The sequence below is a fragment of the Bradyrhizobium cenepequi genome (genome assembly GCF_020329485.1).
GTDB classification, from domain to species: domain Bacteria; phylum Pseudomonadota; class Alphaproteobacteria; order Rhizobiales; family Xanthobacteraceae; genus Bradyrhizobium; species Bradyrhizobium cenepequi.
The window spans coordinates 73,464-90,998 of the sequence record NZ_JAGKJI010000026.1; the positions used below are offsets into that span (position 1 = coordinate 73,464).

Annotated in this window: 14 protein-coding genes and 1 riboswitch; of the genes, 9 read left to right on the plus strand and 5 right to left on the minus strand. The window is 64.6% G+C overall.

Annotated features, from left to right (window positions below; genetic code table 11):
• The first annotated feature begins 2 nt into the window (after nucleotides 1–2).
• From J6497_RS25000 to J6497_RS25020, 4 genes are all read left to right on the plus strand, one after another.
• On the plus strand, nucleotides 3–1,295 hold the full coding sequence (locus J6497_RS25000) for an MFS transporter (protein ID WP_225706943.1): 1,293 nt from the start codon (nucleotides 3–5) through the stop codon (nucleotides 1,293–1,295).
• A gap of 762 nt (nucleotides 1,296–2,057) precedes the next feature.
• Nucleotides 2,058–2,234, plus strand: a complete 177-nt coding sequence (locus J6497_RS25010) for a hypothetical protein (protein WP_225706945.1) — start codon at nucleotides 2,058–2,060, stop codon at nucleotides 2,232–2,234.
• Between the two features lie 178 nt (nucleotides 2,235–2,412).
• Nucleotides 2,413–2,640, plus strand: coding sequence for a hypothetical protein (locus J6497_RS25015; protein ID WP_225706946.1), 228 nt, complete (start codon nucleotides 2,413–2,415; stop codon nucleotides 2,638–2,640).
• 545 nt (nucleotides 2,641–3,185) lie between these two features.
• A complete protein-coding gene (locus J6497_RS25020) occupies nucleotides 3,186–3,404 on the plus strand; it encodes a hypothetical protein (protein WP_225706947.1) in 219 nt (72 codons plus the stop codon).
• A 132-nt stretch (nucleotides 3,405–3,536) separates the two neighbouring features.
• On the opposite strand, the gene J6497_RS25025 is transcribed toward J6497_RS25020, so the two are convergent.
• Nucleotides 3,537–5,255 (minus strand): N-acyl-D-amino-acid deacylase family protein, encoded by a 1,719-nt coding sequence (locus tag J6497_RS25025; protein ID WP_225706948.1) that lies wholly within the window; start codon nucleotides 5,253–5,255, stop codon nucleotides 3,537–3,539.
• Between the two features lie 89 nt (nucleotides 5,256–5,344).
• Complete coding sequence (locus tag J6497_RS25030; RefSeq protein WP_225706949.1) at nucleotides 5,345–6,568, minus strand: MFS transporter; 1,224 nt, start codon at nucleotides 6,566–6,568, stop codon at nucleotides 5,345–5,347.
• Between the two features lie 264 nt (nucleotides 6,569–6,832).
• On the opposite strand from J6497_RS25030, the gene J6497_RS25035 reads away from it, so the two are divergent.
• Nucleotides 6,833–8,095 carry an ATP-grasp domain-containing protein gene (locus J6497_RS25035; protein ID WP_225706950.1) on the plus strand — a complete coding sequence of 421 codons (1,263 nt, stop codon included), beginning with the start codon at nucleotides 6,833–6,835 and terminating at the stop codon, nucleotides 8,093–8,095.
• 99 nt (nucleotides 8,096–8,194) lie between these two features.
• Here J6497_RS25035 and J6497_RS25040 read toward each other — a convergent pair whose 3' ends face one another.
• Both J6497_RS25040 and J6497_RS25045 read right to left on the minus strand, forming a co-directional pair.
• A complete protein-coding gene (locus J6497_RS25040) occupies nucleotides 8,195–8,350 on the minus strand; it encodes a hypothetical protein (RefSeq protein WP_225706951.1) in 156 nt (51 codons plus the stop codon).
• An 84-nt stretch (nucleotides 8,351–8,434) separates the two neighbouring features.
• On the minus strand, nucleotides 8,435–10,699 hold the full coding sequence (locus J6497_RS25045) for a TonB-dependent receptor (RefSeq protein WP_225706952.1): 2,265 nt from the start codon (nucleotides 10,697–10,699) through the stop codon (nucleotides 8,435–8,437).
• A 112-nt stretch (nucleotides 10,700–10,811) separates the two neighbouring features.
• A riboswitch (cobalamin riboswitch) is annotated at nucleotides 10,812–11,008 on the minus strand.
• Between the two features lie 182 nt (nucleotides 11,009–11,190).
• Here J6497_RS25045 and J6497_RS25050 point away from each other — a divergent pair.
• From J6497_RS25050 to J6497_RS25065, 4 genes are all read left to right on the plus strand, one after another.
• Nucleotides 11,191–12,165 (plus strand): FecCD family ABC transporter permease, encoded by a 975-nt coding sequence (locus J6497_RS25050; protein ID WP_376708270.1) that lies wholly within the window; start codon nucleotides 11,191–11,193, stop codon nucleotides 12,163–12,165.
• On the plus strand, nucleotides 12,162–12,935 hold the full coding sequence (locus tag J6497_RS25055; protein ID WP_225706954.1) for an ABC transporter ATP-binding protein: 774 nt from the start codon (nucleotides 12,162–12,164) through the stop codon (nucleotides 12,933–12,935). Before J6497_RS25050 ends, J6497_RS25055 begins: the two co-directional genes overlap by 4 nt.
• The gene (locus J6497_RS25060; RefSeq protein ID WP_225706955.1) at nucleotides 12,935–13,765 is read left to right on the plus strand and encodes an ABC transporter substrate-binding protein; all 831 of its coding nucleotides are present in this window, start codon (nucleotides 12,935–12,937) and stop codon (nucleotides 13,763–13,765) included. Before J6497_RS25055 ends, J6497_RS25060 begins: the two co-directional genes overlap by 1 nt.
• Nucleotides 13,766–14,112: 347 nt before the next feature.
• Nucleotides 14,113–14,787, plus strand: a complete 675-nt coding sequence (locus J6497_RS25065; protein WP_225706956.1) for a DUF938 domain-containing protein — start codon at nucleotides 14,113–14,115, stop codon at nucleotides 14,785–14,787.
• Between the two features lie 131 nt (nucleotides 14,788–14,918).
• Here the strand turns inward: J6497_RS25065 and J6497_RS25070 are convergent, their stop codons facing one another.
• The gene (locus J6497_RS25070; RefSeq protein WP_225706957.1) at nucleotides 14,919–16,985 is read right to left on the minus strand and encodes a prolyl oligopeptidase family serine peptidase; all 2,067 of its coding nucleotides are present in this window, start codon (nucleotides 16,983–16,985) and stop codon (nucleotides 14,919–14,921) included.
• Between the last annotated feature and the right edge of the window lie 550 nt (nucleotides 16,986–17,535).

Genomic DNA, 17,535 nt, shown 5'->3' on the forward strand with positions numbered 1-17,535 from the left:
GCATGAGCGTACAGCCGACGCCGAAAGGCGCCTGGAAGATCACCTTCCTCCTGTTCCTGTTCATGCTGGTGAACTTTGCGGATAAGATCGTTGTAGGCCTCGCCGGCGTGCCGATCATGACCGAATTGAAGCTCGATCCGGAGCAATTCGGCGTGCTGGGCTCGTCCTTCTTCCTCCTGTTCTCGATATCGGCCATCGTGGTCGGCTTTATCGTCAACCGCGTCGAGACGCGCTGGGTGCTGCTGGTGCTGGCGCTGATCTGGGCGCTGGCGCAGTTCCCGATGGTCGGCACCGTCGGCTTCGCCACGCTTCTGATCTGCCGCATCATCCTTGGTGCGGGCGAGGGGCCCGCTGCAGCGGTGGCGGCTCATGCCATCTTCAAATGGTTCCCCGACGAGAAGCGAACCTTGCCGATCGCGATCCTGTCGCAGGGCTCGGCGTTCGGCGTGATCCTGGCGGTGCCAGCGCTGAACTGGATCATCGTCAATCACGACTGGCACTATGCGTTCGGCGCGCTCGGGATCGTCGGGCTGATGTGGGTGGTGGCCTGGCTGATCCTTGGCAAGGAAGGCCCGCTGGTGGAGAGTGCGGCGACAGCGGCCAGCGAGCCGCGCATTCCCTATTCCCGGCTTCTGACCTCGCGGACCTTCGTCGGCTGTGTCGCCGCCACCTTCGGCGCATACTGGGCGCTATCGCTCGGGCTCACCTGGTTCACGCCCTTCATCGTCAGGGGGCTCGGCTTTTCGCAGCACGAGGCCGGGTTCATTTCGATCCTGCCCTGGGTGTTCGGCGCCGTGGTCGTGATGCTCACGGGCTGGATTTCGCAATCGATGCTGACGCGCGGCTTCACCACCCGCGGCGCGCGTGGTGTGCTTGGCTCGGCGCCGCTGATCGTCGGCGGCGCGATCATGGCCATGCTGCCCCATGTGGCGCCGGGCGGACTGACGATCGCACTGCTCGTCTTCGGCTCGGGCCTCTGCGGGTCGATCTACGTGGTTTGCGCACCGATGCTCGGCGAGTTCACGCCGGTGTCGCAGCGCGGCGCCGTGATCGCGATCTACGGCGCGCTCTACACGCTCGCCGGCATCGTGGCGCCGGCGGTCATGGGCAGCGTGATCCAGCACGCGGCGAACGTGTTCGACGGCTACATGACCGGCTTCACCATCAACGCCGTGATCATGATCGCCTCCGGATTGCTCGGCCTGCTCCTGCTCTGGCCGAACACCGAGCGCGCGAGGCTGCGCGGCGCCGCCGTGCCCACGAGCGAACTAAAGGGCGCAGTGTCGCCGACGTAGCTTCGGTGCAATTAAGCTAACACTGCATTCGCATGCGGGGCGAGCGGTTGCCTCCGCAAGCGCATGTCCCTCGAGAGATCGACGTATCGGAAGGTTGCCGGCAGCCGGATCTCGACTGCGACGACGGCGGCCGCCTGAGTTCGACGATCTCGACAGCAAGCTGCTGGGCTACATACAGGCCGGACGTGGTCAGACGCGACCAAATCGCCGCAAATGACCCACGGAGTTCGAAGGAGATTAGCAACCTTCGCTACGGCAGCCCGTTATATTGGCATCACCGGCCAAAACAGGGAGCTCCGCAGGCGCCCGGTGGCTGAGAGACCAACTGCGCTCCCGCCTGCACAATATGGGACGAGCGCATGATCAAGCGTCGTCGCTTCAGGAACACCACTTTGGAAGAAGTGCTCGCAGACGAGGCCCAGCGTCCGCGGAGGGAGGCCCAGGGCATCCCGCCCGGCTACAAGAGGCAGCGACTTGTTCGCAAAGCTCGGCAAGCCGAAACAGCTTCTCACACTATGGATTGGATAATGTCGCCTGGACTGCAGCCGCCGAAGTAGAAAAGGCCGCCTCAGTTGGCGGCCTCTTTCATTTCGAATGTCATCTGTTGTGAAGGGTTTCGGACGCCGGCCGCCGAGCACGCGGCGCTGTCCTTCAAGCGGCCGGCGTCCGAAACCTTCACAAGAGCTGCCGCTACGCGCGCCGCGCCTAACCCAACTCCGAAAGAGGTAAAATGCCTCAGCGTCACATCCGAGGAGCAACAACATGACCCTACAAATCCGCGAGATAGTTCCGACCAGGATCGACTGGTGTGTCTCCGCGATCATAGGCAACACGATGCCGCCCCTAGATCCTGATGACGACGAAGAGGACGACGACCAAGATGACGAAGAGAACGGAACCGACGAACCGCCGGTTGTGCGCGAGCCGGACCAAGACTAAGCAGGATGCTTTAGGATTGGCATAGCCTGAACTTCTGAGAGCGTGATCCGCAACCTATGTGCGGCGCGCTGCCTCGGCTTCCAGGGCTCTTCTAATCCCGAGTGCGCCGACCAACATCAGACGGACGACGGTTCTCGGCGGAGCGACCTCTCGGCATTCACTGGTGCAGGAGGCGAGTATGACCCTCATATGGCTTGGTGTGCTCTTTGTTTTCGGCGGCGTACTCCAGATGGTCTTTCAGCCAATCTGGCGAGGCCGATTAAGCGGCGGAAGGCCGCTTCGCTCCGGGCGTGACACACTGGAACCAGAAAGACCGGGTAGCGGCCTCGAAATCAAGTCAAATTGGCCTGGACTTGTGCTGATCGCGCTCGGCGGTGCTTTGTTGCTGGCCGGAGCTGTCATCTGAGTTGAAACGAACCTCGTTAATGTCTCGGACATGGCGCGCACCTCGGTGCTGTAGCCATGTCTCTTCTTGGGCCCGGAGCGGACATGAGAAGGAGATTTCGTCCGTCACGCTGGTGATTCCGGCTTTCTGTCCGGACGTTCAATAAGTTGATATATGGGAACGTGGGTGCGTTCCGACCACGATTCCAGCGCGGCTCCGCAGACCGCGCAGATCGCGTCACCCGTATGCGGCACCAAGAACTTCTCTTCAGTGCGTCTGTACTCGGCGCCGCAATTGCATTGAACAATTGTCGCCATGCCCTGAGTATGCGCTTGGGAACGTGAATTTGCCATCGCGAACGCCACAAGAAATATGGCCCCAGCATATGAGGGGCGCCTAGCGGTCACTCTTGGCGGCCATCCCTATTTTGACGCCGATCCAAGTGACGCAACGCAGCACACATCCGTGAAGGGTCAGTGCTCCTTCCGTGGTTCTCCGGCCATCATCTAAAATTCAGTGCTATAAGAAGGGGTCTGTTTCGTTTGCGTCGGCTGGGGGGCGGGACAATGCCAATCAATCGGCTATTGAAAGACAAGCGCGCGCCGGAAGAAATCGAGCTTTTGAACAAGGCCTTCGCCCATGCTCTAGGCTTGCTGGGCGTGGTTGAGCGTAACGACCCGTTTTGCGATATGGTCGCTCGCAAGGTTATCGAGGTCCGCGCGACAGGCACTGGCGAGGCGCGAGAAATCGCCGAAATGGCTGTGGTCCGGATTGGCCTTCGATAAGGTCGCCTCAATCGGCGGCCTCTTTCATTTCCATTTCGCGAATGTCGCCTGTTGGCCCATCCGTCATCTCGCTGCGCGCAGTAGCAGCGTCACTTTAGGAATAAAACCGAGCGCGTGGGCCCGATTTCGTGCCTAATGCATCCCCTGCGTGCCGCGAATGAGCCGTCCGGGCTTGGCGCCCGTGGCGACGCCGCCGCGCTGCGTCACTACGCCTGAGACGATCGTCGCTTCATAACCGTCGACCTGTTGCAAGAGGCGGCGGCCGCCGACGGGGAGGTCGTAATGCACCTTCGGCGGATGCAGATGCAGGCGGTCGTAGTCGATCACGTTGACGTCGGCCTTGTAGCCCGGTGCGATCAGGCCGCGATCGGAGAGGCCGACCGAGAGCGCGGTCTTGCGTGATTGCACCGCGATCACAAAGGGGATCGAGAGCTTCTCGCCGCGAGTGCGGTCGCGCGTCCAGTGGGTCAGGAGATAGGTCGGGAAAGAAGCGTCGCAGATGATGCCGCAATGTGCGCCGCCGTCGGAGAGGCCGGGCACTGAGTTGGGGTCCAGCAGCATCTCGCGCGTGGCGTCAAGATTGCCCTCGGAATAGTTGAGGAACGGCACGTAGAGCATGCCGCGGCCCTCGTCGGTGAGCATCGCGTCATAGGCGAGCTCTTCGGGACGCCTGCCGAGCCGGCGTGCCTGCGCGCCCAGCGTGTTCTCCGGCGGCTGCTCATAGTCGGGGGGATTTCCGAGCAGGTACATCTTGTCGTAGTTCGGCCGGAAGAACAGCGGATCGTCGGTGTCGCTCGCATTCTCGGCGAGGATCGCGGCGCGCACCTCAGGCTGGCGCAAGCGCGCCACCCGCTCCTTGAACGGCAGATGCGCGATCGCCTTGTAGCTCGGATGGGTCTGGAACGGGTTGCGCGACAGCTCGAGCCCGAGCATCAGCCCGACCGGGCGCGCGGCGATCTGTGCGGTGATCGAGAGGCCGCGACGCGTGGCCTCGCTGATGGTGTCGAGCGTCTGGCGCCAGCGCCGCGGCGCCTTGTCGTTCTGCGCGAGCGAGAACGAAATCGGGCACTTGGTGTTCTGCGCCACCCGCAGCATCATCGGCAAATCTTCGTCGGCGGTGGAGGCATCGAGCACGAATTGCAGCACGCTGCGGCCGACGCCATGCATCGCGCCGGCGATCGCGGTCAATTCGTCCTCGCCCGCCTTCAAGGTCGGCGTGAAGTCGCCGGTCGAGGTGCGGTGGTTGAGCGTGCGCGAGGTGGAGAAGCCGAGTGCGCCGGCGCGTACTGCGTCACCAGCAAGCCGTGCCATTTGCTCGTTGTCCTCCGTCGTGGAGGGATCGCGGCGCGCGCCGCGCTCGCCCATCACATAGACGCGCAGCGCCGCATGCGGCAGTTGCGCGCCGATGTCGACGTCAAAGCTGCGCTTCGACAGCCAGCCCATGTAGTCGGGAAAGCTCTCCCATTCCCAGGGAATGCCGGCGCTCAAGACCGGCTCGGGAATGTCCTCGACGCCTTCCATCAATTGGATCAGCCTTGTGTGATCGCTCGGCCGGCAGGGTGCGAAGCCGACGCCGCAATTGCCCATGATCGCGGTGGTGACGCCATTCTGGGAGGAGGGCGTGATGTCCTGGCTCCAGGTCACCTGGCCGTCGTAATGGGTGTGAACATCGACGAAGCCGGGCGCGACCAGCTTGCCGCGCGCGTCGATCTCTTCCTTAGCCCTGGCTGAAACCTTGCCGACCTCGGTGATCTTGCCGTTCGCGATCGCCACATCGGCTTCATAGAGGTCGCCGCCGCTGCCGTCCGCTAAGGTGCCGCCGCGGATCACGATGTCAGGCGCTGAGGTCATGGCGCTTCCTCCCGGTTTGTTGTTGTTGGCGAGCATCATGGATCGTCTCCCGATGCAGTCAACCGGCAGGGATGACGCTCAGCAATGCATCAGGTTGTAGCGGCTGCTTCGGATACCTGTGGCTTGCGGTCGGTGACGAGGGCGAGCAGCACCGTCAGCACCATGAAGGCGGCGGACGCGCCGAACACCCAATGCGGCAGATTATGGTCCATGATCCAGCCGAACAGCAGCGGGCTGGCGATGCCGCCGAAGTTGAAGCCGGTGGAGACGATGCCGAAGGCGCGGCCGGCCGCCCCCGGCGGCGCCGCATTGCGCACCAGCATGTCCCGCGAGGGCGTGATCACGCCGCCGAGAAAACCGGCCAGGCCGAGCGCCACGGTCAGCACTGCCGATGGCAGGTTGACCAGCGCGATCACGATCACGATCACCGCGTTGACCGCGAAGCAGCCGGCCGCGACCTGGCTGTGGCGGTCTGTGCGGTCAGCGAGATAGCCGCCGGCGAGCACCCCGACGGCGCTGGCGCCGAGGAACGCAGTCAGCGCGATATTGGCCGACGAGAACGACACGCCATAGCCGCTAAGCAGCGCCACCACGCCGAAATTGTTGATCCCCGCGGTGGACAGGCTGAGCAGCGTGAAGAACACGGTCAGCACCATGATCGCCGGCGTTATCACGCTCGCTTGCACCTTCTCAGTGCCCTCGGGCCTGTCCTTCGCGGCACCGGCATCGGGAATGCCCATGACGACCAGCAACAGCGCCACCAGCGGGCCGACGGCGCCGGCGACCATCAGCGCGCCAAGCCCGCCAATTCCCGCCACCAACGCCGCCACGATCGCGGGCGCGACCGCGCCGCCGAGAAAGCCGGCAAAGGTGTGGATCGCGAACGCGCGGCCCATCCGCGCCTCATCCATATGCGCCGACAGGATCGCATAATTGGCGGGGTGATAGACGCTGTTGGCGAGCCCGAGCGCGATCGCGCTGACGATCAGCGCCGGATAGCTCAAATGCGTACCGAGCCCGATCAGGGCAAAGCCGCCCAGGCAAAGCCCGATCAGGAGGATTTTTCGCGCGCCGATATGGTCGGCGAGATAGCCGATCGGCGCCTGCGTCAGCCCGGAGACCAGTGCGAACGCAGTCAGCGCGAAGCCGAGCTCGATATAACCGACGCCGAGCTGCTCCTTCAGGAAGGGGAACAGCATCGGCAGCACGAAGAGATGGAAATGGCTGACCCAATGCGCGATCGAAATCCCTGTCAGCGTGCGCAGCGCGCTGTCGGTCTTCAATTGCTGCGGTGCGGCGAGAACATCAGCCATATCAATGAGAAGCCCATCAAAATTGTGACGCCCGGCAAGGCTTAAAGCATGATCCGGAAAAGTGGGAAGCGGTTTTCCGAAAAGATCATGCTCAAACAAAGAGATCAGCTCATGATCCGGTCCGATCATGAGCTGAGGGAAAATATCCATTGTCCGTTATTTGTCCATGAAGGCCGCTGCATGGCTGCCCCGGCAACCGCGTCCTTGCCGACATGCGGCATTAAAGCGGCAAGACAAGCACTTGCATTGTAGCAATGATCTGGCATGACCGATCCGGCAAGAAAGCTGCGCATCCTGATCCCCGAGGGGGCGAGCACCTCGGCGCGCGAGGCGATCACGATCCTTGGGCTTGCCGGGCACCATGTCGAAGTCTGCGATCCCTCGCCCTGGTGCTTGTCGCGCTATTCGCGCTTTGTGCGGAAATTTCACCGCTGCCCGGGATTGCGCCATGACCCCGAGGGATTCCTTGGCTTCGTCGAGCGGCTCCTGAAGCCGGCAGCATTCGACGTGCTGCTGCCGACCCATGAGCAGGGTTTCCTGTTCGCGCGCGCCGAGGCGCGGCTGAAAGGCCGTGTCGGCCTGGCGCTGCCGCGATTCGACAGTTACCGCATGGTGCACAGCAAGGCCGGCTTCAGCCGCCTGCTCGACCAATTGGGCCTGCCGCAGCCGCCGACGCGGATCGTGACGTCGGAAAGCGAGCTGCGCGAGGCCATCCGCTTCCCCACCGTGATCAAGACCTCGGTCGGCACCGCAAGCCGCGGCATCTGGTTCGTGCGCGACCAGGCCGATTTCAACATCGCGCTGTATGAGCTCGGCGCGGCCGATACTTTTGCGGGTGAGCTTCTGGTGCAGGATCTCGTCACCGGCACCACCGAGAAGGCGCAATCGGTGTTTTGCTTTGGCAAGCTGGTCGGCTTCCATGCCTATCGACAGATCGCGCCCGGCGTCGGCGGCGGCGAGGCGATCAAGGAGAGCGTCAGCCGTCCGAAGGTGCGCGCCTATCTCGAAGCGATCGGAGCAGCGCTGGCCTGGCACGGCGCGCTGTCGATCGATTATGTCGCCCCGATCGACAGCGACGTTCCGCTGCTGATCGACTGCAATCCGCGCCTGGTCGAGCCGCTCAACGCATTCCGCGCCGGCACCGATCTGGTCGACCTGCTGCTGCGCGTTTCGCTCGGCGAGACGCCGCAGCCCTTGCCCGAAAGCCGCACGGGCGTTCGGACGCATTTGGCGATGCAGGCGCTGCTCGGCCACGCCTCCCGCGGCGGCACCAGGCGCGACATTCTGGTGGAGTGCAGTGACCTCCTGAAGACCTCAGGGCCATACAACGCCAGCACCGAGGAATTGACGCCGGTGCAGCTCGATTGGCTCAGCGCCGTGCCGCTGGCGATGACCGCCGGCCTGACCCTGGTCTCGCCGAAACTGGCAAGGACGGTTGCCCGCGGCGGTTTCGGCGCGCATCTGCTGGATCTGAATAGCATCCGCAAGATCGAACGCGAGGATTTCGCCGGATTGCATCAACCGTAGCAAGGGTGGGCAAAGCATAGCGTGCCCACCATTGCGAGCGGAGTGCTTAATGGTGGGCACGTCGCTGCGCTCCTTTGCCCACCCAGCAATTCTTGCGCCTCACAACGGCTCATCATCCGGGCCGTAGCGGTCGCGCTTCGGCGTTGCGATGTCGCCGTCTTCGTGCTCGTCGTCTTCGTCATGAGGCGCAGGCGGCGGCTTCGGCTTGTCGCTCTCCTGCTTCGGAGGTTGGTTTTTCTTCCAGATCCCGCCCATATCGATCTCCCGCCACCACGACATAGTGACTGATTCGGGCGGAACAAGCCGGTCCGCGCGGCCTACGCGGACCGGCGAAGCGCTTCAGAACGTCGCGCCGACCTTCACCAGGAAGGTGCGGCCCGGCAGCGGATAGGCGTTGAAGCGGCCGGGCGTGAAGTTAGAGGCGATGGCGTAGTCGTAATAGAGCGCATCGAGCAGGTTGTTGACGCTGACCGACCAGAACAAATGCTCATAGGCGCCGCTCAGCTTGAGGTCGATGGTCGCATCGCCGGGGATGCGGGCCTGGGTATTGGCCTGGTCGTTGTCCATCGCGCGCGAGCTCCAGGCGCGCAGTGTGGCGTCGAGCACGAGATAGTTGTCCCAGATGTTCCAGGTCACGCCGAGATTGCCGGTCGTGCGCGACACCAGCGGCACATCGCTGCCGGCGAATTGTCCCTCGCGGAACACAGCGCGCGTGTAAGCCATGCCGCCGCGCAGCGACACGGTATCGCTGACGCGCAGCGAGGCCTGCGTCTCCGCGCCATAGCGCCGGGTCGGATCGAGGTTGACGTTGTAGAACAGCACGGGATTGAAATGGATCTCGTTCTCGAGCTCCATGTTGTAGATGCTCGTCTGCACCTGGAAGCGATTGGTCTTAACGCGGAAGCCGCCCTCGACGTCGTGCGAAGTCTGGGTCTTCAACCGGAAGTTCTGCGGCAGCGGGCTGAAGTCGGCATCGAAAGCGGGGCCGGTCGAGACGCGCTCATCGACATCGGGCGTGCGGAACGCGTGCGCGGCACGGGCGAACACCGAGAACACGTCGGTGATGCGGTGCTCGACGCCGACATGCAGCGCGTAGTTGGTCTCGCTCTGGTCGAGCGGCCTCGCCTGCGCGTCGAAGGCGAACGGCGCGTTGGGATCGTAGCGGTCGCGCGCGCTCAGCCAGGTGTTCTGCACCCGCGCGCCATAGGAGAAATCGGTCGTAGGCAGCAGGCCGACCGTGTGCTGCCAATAGCCGGCGAGCGACTGCTGCGACAGGTCGTAGGTATGGATCGGCGGTGCGCTCCGGAACGAGCCGCGTTGCTGGTGGAACGTCGCATCGTAATAGTCGATGCCGGTGAGGATCGACGAGGGAATCCCGAAGATCGAATTGTTGACGCTCAGCCGCGGCGTAATCGACCAGGTCTGCAGCGCGGCGTCATTGTAGGTCGACGCGAAGCTCGGCAGCGGCGAGGTGCCGAAGAACGCGCTTTGCGTGTCCTTCTGGCGATAGCCACCATCGACGATCAGGTCGACGCCGTTTAGAAGCGTCTTGGTGAAGCCGGCCGTCGCGCTCGCGCCTTGCTGGTTGCCGTAGTCGAACGGCGTGCTGGTGCCTCTGCGGTTGGTAACGAGCTCATTGACGCCGACTGACGGATCGACCAGCCGGCCGCCAGGGAAACCCAGCTTCTGATCGTCGCCGGTCACGGTCAGGAAGGCTTTCAGGTCCGGCGTGTTATAGTTGAGATTGCCGACGCCGTTGCGCTGGTCGAGCGCATTGTTCACGCGGTAGCCGTCGGACTTGATGCCGTTGCCGTAGAACGAGGCCGACCATGGCCCGGAATTCACGGCGCTCGAGATCGCCGCCATGCGCTGGTTGAAGGAGCCGTAGCCGGCTTCGCCGCGGATCGAGACCGGCGGGCCGCCGGCGCCGGTCTTGGTGACGATGTTGATCACGCCGCCGACCGCGTTGTCGCCGTAGAGCACGGCGCCGCTGTTGCCGCGGGTGATCTCGATGCGCTCGATCGAATCGAGCGGGATGGTCGAGAGGTCGACCTGCGCCATGTCGACGTCGTTGAGCCGCCGCCCGTTGAGCAGGAATAGCGTGTTGGCGGTGGCGAAGGCGCCGAAGCCGCGCAGATCGACCGAGGTCTTGGCGCCGTTCACGCCGCCATAGAGCGATTGCAACTGCACGCCGGGCACCTGCGCGATGATCTCCGCCAGGGTGTGTGACGGCGAATGCGCGATGTCGTCGGCGGTGATCACGCTCGACGATGCCCCGACAATGCCGGCGAACTGCGGCCCGCCGCCACCCCCACCGGATGACGTTCCGGTACCAGCAGCACCGCCCGAACTCGTGCCACCGGCCGGCTGCGCATTGGTCGGCACCTGGCCCGGCGCCGGGCGGCGCGGGCCTGTCGTGTCGTCGGGCGTGGGCTTGGCGCGCGTGCGGCTCTGGTCGACCGGAGCCCTGACCTCAACCGGGGGCAATTGATCGGAAAGCGGCTCTTGCGCCCGTGCTACGGACACAAGGAACGTCGGCGCCAGCATGGTCGACGCGAGCAGGAGCGCCCGGCGGCGCTTGGTGGCTGTGATCGTGGAAAACATTAGTGAGACCTCGGTATGACGTCAGTGGCACGTCACAGCGAACCAAGGCTCACCATCGCGCTTCGCGCTTCAGGTGAAGCAAATGTCTGTACTCCCCGACCGACATCGTCGCGTGTGACCACGTATGACGGCAGGTCTCCTGGCTCGCGGGTCGTTACCCTTCGTCGCCTTCCCAGGACCGAGACGCCCAGTGGCATAAGACGAAGGATTCACCGCATACAGTTGCGGGGGCAGCCGCGGCTTGAGGGAAGTTTCCCGGTACCGCATTCCCTTTTGATCCCGATAGGAACCGTCGCTGCCATCTAGGATTTTGACGGCCCTTGAGTCAATCCCGGCGAAACTGCGGCGTCCTGTCTCCGATACGCATTTTTGTTCTGGTGTCGCTTGTCTGCCACCCAAATCGCTGCAAGAAGCAGGGCGCCATGAGCGCACAGGATTTCACGATAGCGGCCGGTCTCGCCGCGCGGCGGCGGTTAGGGGCGACCGTTGCAATGATCGCGTTGGCTATCTTGCTGATGCTGATCTCGCTCGGCACCGGCCCGGTGCGGCTGTCGCCGCTGACGGTCATCGAGGCGTTGTTCGGTGGCGGCAGCGATGTATCGCAGGTGATCGTGCGCGAGATCCGCCTGCCACGCACCATTCTGGCGTTTGCGATCGGCGCCATCCTCGGGCTATCAGGCGCGGCGCTGCAGGGTTTGTTGCGCAATCCCTTGGCCTCGCCGTCGCTGTTCGGCGCGCCGCAATCGGCGGCCTTCGGCGCGGTGCTCGTGATCGCGCTGGGGGTCGCCGATGTGCGCTCCTACGCGCTGCCGGTCGCCGCCATCATCGCCGCGTTCGGCTCGGTGTTCGTGCTGCTTATGATCGCCGGCCGCAATGCGGGGCTGTTGATCCTGATCCTGGCGGGGCTTGCGATCTCGAGTCTGGCGGGCGCCGCGACAGCGCTGGTGATGAACCTCGCCAGCAATCCGTTCCTGGTGCTCGAAATCGCGTTCTGGCTGCTTGGCTCGCTGGAGGACCGCAGCTTCCAGCATGTCGCCATGGCGCTGCCGTTCATCGTTGTCGGCGCCGCCATCCTGCTGTCGCAGGCCAGCGCCTTCCGCGCGCTCACGCTTGGCGAAGAGACTGCGCAGAGCCTCGGCGTCGATGTCGCGCGCCTGCGGCTGTTCGTGATTGCGGGTGTCGCGCTCGGCGTCGGCGGGGCGGTGGCGGTCACCGGCACCATCGGCTTCATCGGCCTGGTCGCGCCGCATCTGATGCGGCCGGTGATCGGCCACGATCCGGCGCGGCTATTGGTGCCGAGCGCGCTCGCGGGCTCGGCGCTGTTGCTTGCCGCCGATATCGCGGTGCGCATCATCCCGTCGACCTCGGACATCAAGGTCGGCGTCCTGACCTCGATCATCGGTGTGCCGTTCTTTCTGTATCTCATCATGCGCGAGCGCCGTGCGCTCGGCGGAGGCGTCGCATGACGATGCTGTCAGCCGAACACCTCAATGTCGCGCTCGGCGGCCGCCGCGTGCTCCGCGATGTCTCGCTGCAACTTGCCGCAGGTCACCTCGTTGCCCTGGTCGGCCCGAACGGCGCCGGCAAGACCACGCTGCTGCGCGCGCTTGCCGGCCTCATCCCCTCCGTTGGCGTCATCAAGGTGGGTGGCGAGGCGCTGGCTGGGCTGCCGCTGCGCGAACGGGCGAAACGCTTCGGCTACCTTCCGCAAGGGCACATGGTGCACTGGCCGCTGCCGGCGCGCGACATCGTCGCGCTCGGCCGCTATCCGCATGGCGCGACCGATCCGGCGCGGCTGTCCCCACGCGACACCGAGGCGGTGGCGCGGGCAATGCAGGCCGCCGATGTCATGGAATTCGCCGAGCGGCGCGTCACCGAGCTGTCCGGCGGCGAGCGCAGCCGCGTTGCGCTCGCGCGAGTGTTCGCGGTGGAGGCGCCGATCATCCTGGCGGACGAGCCGACCGCCTCGCTTGATCCGCGCCACCAGATCGACGTGATGAAGGGTTTGCGCGCTGCTGCCGATCAGGGCGTGCTGGTGATCGTGGTGACGCACGATCTCGGCCTTGCCGCGCGCTTTGCCGACCATGCGCTGGTGCTGTCGCAGGGCCACCTCGCATCGCAGGGCGCGCCGGCGGTGGCGCTGTCGGAAGCGGTCATGGCCGATGTGTTCCGCATCAGCGCCTTCCGCGCCGAATATCAGCGCGAGACGGTGATCGTGCCGTGGGCGGAGATTTGATGCGCCGGCTCGCTGCATTCCTCGCAGCGTTCGCCTTGTACATCAACGCCGCGCTTGCAGCGAGCCCGCCGCGCATCGTCTCGATGAACGTCTGCAGCGATCAATTGCTGCTCTCGCTCGCCGACCCCCAGCAGATCCTGGGGTTGAGCCGATTCTCCCGCGACGCCTGGCAATCTTTCGCCGCCGATAAGGCGCGCCGCTTCCCGATGCTGTCGGGCGGCGCAGAGGACGTGCTGGTGGCAAGACCTGACATCGTCGTCGCCAGCCTGTTCGACAAGCGCGCAACGCGCGAACTCCTGAAGGCAAACGGACTTCATCTCGTCGAGTTCAGCGTGCCGCGCACGCTGGACGAGGTGAGGGGCCAGATCCGCGAGATGGGTAAGATCGTGCAGCACCCGGACCGCGCGGAGGCGGCAATCGCGAGGCTCGATGCCGCGATCGCCCGCGCGCGGCAGGCCGCAACCGGCAAACACTATCGCGTGCTGCCGCTGGCGCGCCGTGGCTGGGTGTCCGGCAGCGACAGCCTGGTCTCTTCGCTCCTGGCCGAGGCCGGTCTCTCCAATCCGGCCGGCGAGCTCGGCGTCGCCGCCGGCGGCTACGCCTCGCTGGAAGCGATCGTGCAACTGAGGCCGGATTTCATCCTGGTGTCGGAGGCCGGCGACCGCGCCGGAGATGACGGTCGCGCCTTCCTGCTGCATCCGGCGCTGGAGCACTTCTACCCGCCTGCGAGGCGCATCGTGCTTCCCGACCGTCTTACCGTCTGCGGCGGCGTGATGCTCGCCGACGCGCTGGACGTGCTGACGAGGGAACTGCAGCGCGTGGCGCGATAGTGTCACAGCGATCTATCTCTCCACTCGTCATTCCGGGGCTCGCCAACGGGTCCGCGCAAAGCGCGGCCCGATGACAGGCTCCGCGAGAACCCGGAATCCATTTCTCCGCTTGCGTATGCGGCGCAATGGATTCCGGGCCTGCGCCTGGCGGCGCATCGCGGAATGACGAGGTGGAGCGATGGGCGCGCACCACTTGCTCCACTGTTCCTAGATTACGTTTTCGCTTGGTCCGAGCTACGGACGTAACCAGTATGATAGAGACGCGCCGAAATCGCGCATTGCGACGATGTGCACGGAATAGCAGGATCGTCGCGGTGTTGCCGTTTTGACGGGAAGAGGAGAACACCGTGGCAGAATTTGTAGTCGAGTTTGGCAAGGACGGCGGACGGGTCGAGGCCGACGGCCGGCTCGACGCGGCTGCCTTTCACCGCAACCATCAGCCGATCTGGGCGGTGCTGGAGAAATTTCTCGCAGGCAAATCCGGCGATGTGCTGGAGGCCGGCAGCGGCACCGGCCAGCATGGCGTGTATTTCGCGCAGCAGACCCCCGACATCACCTGGTGGCCGAGCGACCTCAACGAAGCCCATCTGAAGAGCATCGCGGCCTGGCGCGCGCATTCTGCCCTTCCGAACATCCGGCCGCCGCTCAGGATCGATCTCTCCGATCCGGCCTGGCCTGGGGCTGCGCCTGAGGGCGGCGAGCTGCCAAAGCTGCTCGCTGTGTTCTGCGCCAATGTGATCCACATCGCCCCCTGGCGCGTCGCCGAGGGCCTGTTCGAAGGCGCCGCACGCCGCCTTCGCGACGACGGCCGGCTGTTCCTCTACGGCCCCTTCAAGCGCGACGGCAAGCACACCGCGCTCAGCAACGCCGTGTTCGACACGTCCTTGCGCAACCAGGATCCCGACTGGGGCGTGCGTGATGTCGGCGATCTCGAGAAGCTGGCGGCGCGCGTTGGTTTGTCATTGGGCGAGACGTTCGAGATGCCCGCAAACAATCTGATCCTGGTGTTTGGGCGCGCCTGATCTCGCCTCGTCATTCCGGGGCACGCGAAGCGTGAACCCGGAATCCATTGATCCGCATGCGCAAGCGGAGAAATGGATTCCGGGCTCGATGCTGTCGCATCGCCCCGGAATGACGGCGATGAGTGGGGCGATCACGCACCATCCACCCACCCGATCTTCTCCCTCAAGAACCCAAGCCCCAGCGCCATGAACGCGGCGCGTTCCTTGTTGTCCTTGCCATAGCCGTGGCCGCCGGCGGCGGGCTCGTAGAGATAGGTCTCATATCCCATCGCCTGCAGCTTGGCGGTCATCTTGCGGGCGTGGCCGGGATGCACGCGATCGTCGCGGCGCGTGGTCGCGATCAGGATCGGCGGATATTTCTGGCCTGGCCTCGCCATGTGATAGGCGGAGTAGCTTTGCAGCCATGCCCATTCGTCGGGCTTGTCGGGATCGCCATATTCGGCGATCCAGCTCGCGCCGGCGAGCAGCTTGGTGTAGCGGCGCATGTCGATCAGCGGGATGGTGCAGAACAGCGCGCCGAATCGTTCGGGGTAGCGCACCAGCATGTTGGTGATCAGGATGCCGCCGTTCGATCCACCTTCGGCCGCGATCCGGTCGGGCCGCGTGACGCCGCGCTTCACCAGATCGGCGGCGACCGCGGCGAAGTCGTCATGCGCCAATCGCTTGCCCGCGTAGCGGCCGGCGTCGTGCCAGCGCGTGCCGAACTCGCCGCCGCCGCGGATATTGGCCTTGACGATGGTGCCACCGCGCTCCAGCCACAGCTTGCCGAGCGCCGGGTTATAGTAGGGCTTCACCGGCACGCCGAAGCCGCCATAGGCGGTCAGATGGACCGGCGCATCGCCGGTCTGGGTTGCCGGTCCCGTCTGCACATAGGGAATGCGTTCGCCGTCGACGGAGATGGCTTCGTGCTGGGTCACGACCAGTCCATCGGCGTCAAACGTCCTCGGCGCCTGCTTTAGCACCGTGGGTGCCCCGATGGATTCCATCAGCATGAGCGAGGACGGCGTCAGTGGGTCCTGCACATTGGCGAGCAGGTCGCCCTTGCTTTCGGACACGTGGCTGTCGAAGCGCCAGACATCGACGACGCCTATCTCGGGCAGCCCGCGCAGCCGTTCGCGCGTCCAGCCGCAAGCCGATGGCGTGCAGATCTCGGACACCGGCTGAAGTTCATCGAGGATCGACAGCACCAGCCGGCCCGCGGTCCAGAAGAAACCTTGCAGCGCTCGCCGCGGCTCCGGCTGGAAGACGACGGTGAAATCACGGTTGCCGGCGAGGAAGGCCGACAGCGACAGGCCGAGCACCGTATCGGGCGCATAGGTCTTGCCTCCGGCCGTCCACGCCTCGCGCAGCTTGACGACGAACCAGTCCTGATGGGCGAGCAGCCAGATGCTGGTCGGCAGATCGAGCTTCGTCTTCGCACCCGTCTCGTCGCCGACCCAGGCATTCAGGTTGAAGAAGTCGAGCCGGTCGATGAACCACATTCGTGGGACCGGTCCGGAATCATCAACCTGGCTGGACGCGCTCATGCGGTCGACTGGCACTTCGAACACCACCGGCGCGCGTTCCACAGCCTCGCCACGTCGCCATAGCCTGACGGTTCGTGAATAGCCCGAAGTGGTCGCCATCCCCTCGCCAAAGGCGCTCGACAGCAGCAGCGCATCATCGTCGACCCAATCGACGCCGCCCTTGGCTTCCGGCAGCACGAAGCCATCGGCGACGAAGCGTTTCGCATCCGTGTCGAATTCGCGCAGCGTCACCGCGTCGCTGCCGCCGCGCGACAGGCTGAGGATCGCGCGCCGATCGTTTCCCGGTTGCATATGCGTCCAGTTCAGGAGCCAGTCCTGGCCTTCGTCGGCGGCGAGCCGGTCGACATCGAGGAGAATTTCCCAATTGGGATCGGGCTTGCGGAATTCATCGAGCGTCGTGCGCCGCCACAGGCCGCGTGGATTCTGCGCGTCCTTCCAGAGATTGTAGAGTAGCCCGCCGCGCCGGCCGACATAGGGAATGTTGTCCGGCCGGTCGAAGATCGCGGCAAGCGTGTCGCGATCGGCGGCAAATGACGCGCCGGCGAATTTCTCCAGCGTCAGCGCGTTCTGCCGCTCGACGAATTCCAGCGCCCGCGCGCCTTCGATCTCCTCCAGCCAAAGATAGGGATCGTCATCGGGCGCGGCGATCGTAGGCCTGTCGTCGATGGTCATCGCGAGAACTCCAAGCGCAGTCACAGACCCGTTGATGTAAGTGCTCGTGTATGTGCTGTCCAATAACACCCTTCATCCCGAGGAGCCGCGGCAGCGGCGTCTCGACGGATGGGACACGGGCACCTCACTCTCCGTCATTCCGGGGCGCGCCTCTTGGCGCGAGCTATGATGTGCAATTGCACATCAGAGAATCCATCGGGCCGCATGCGCTGGGGGAGAAATGGATTCCGGGCTCGATGCTTCGCATCGCCGCGGAATGACGGCGGAGAAAAATTCGTCCGCGATTCCAACGTGATTTGGGTCGTCCAGCCCTCGCGCGAAAAATAAATCGCTTAACCCGTCGGGCAAATCAGTGATTTAACTCCGCGCGTCTCACCCGAATGAGGGGCGGCTCGCGATCGTCACGAACGTTGCGGTGAGATGCGGTGGACGCGGGTGTTGCGACTGACGAGCGTGACTATCCGTGGACGGCGAAGTCGTGTGGTTCTGGCGCCCCGACGCTGGCGCTAAGTTTTTTGCGCGAACAAGTTTGCGCGAGAGGCGACGGTGG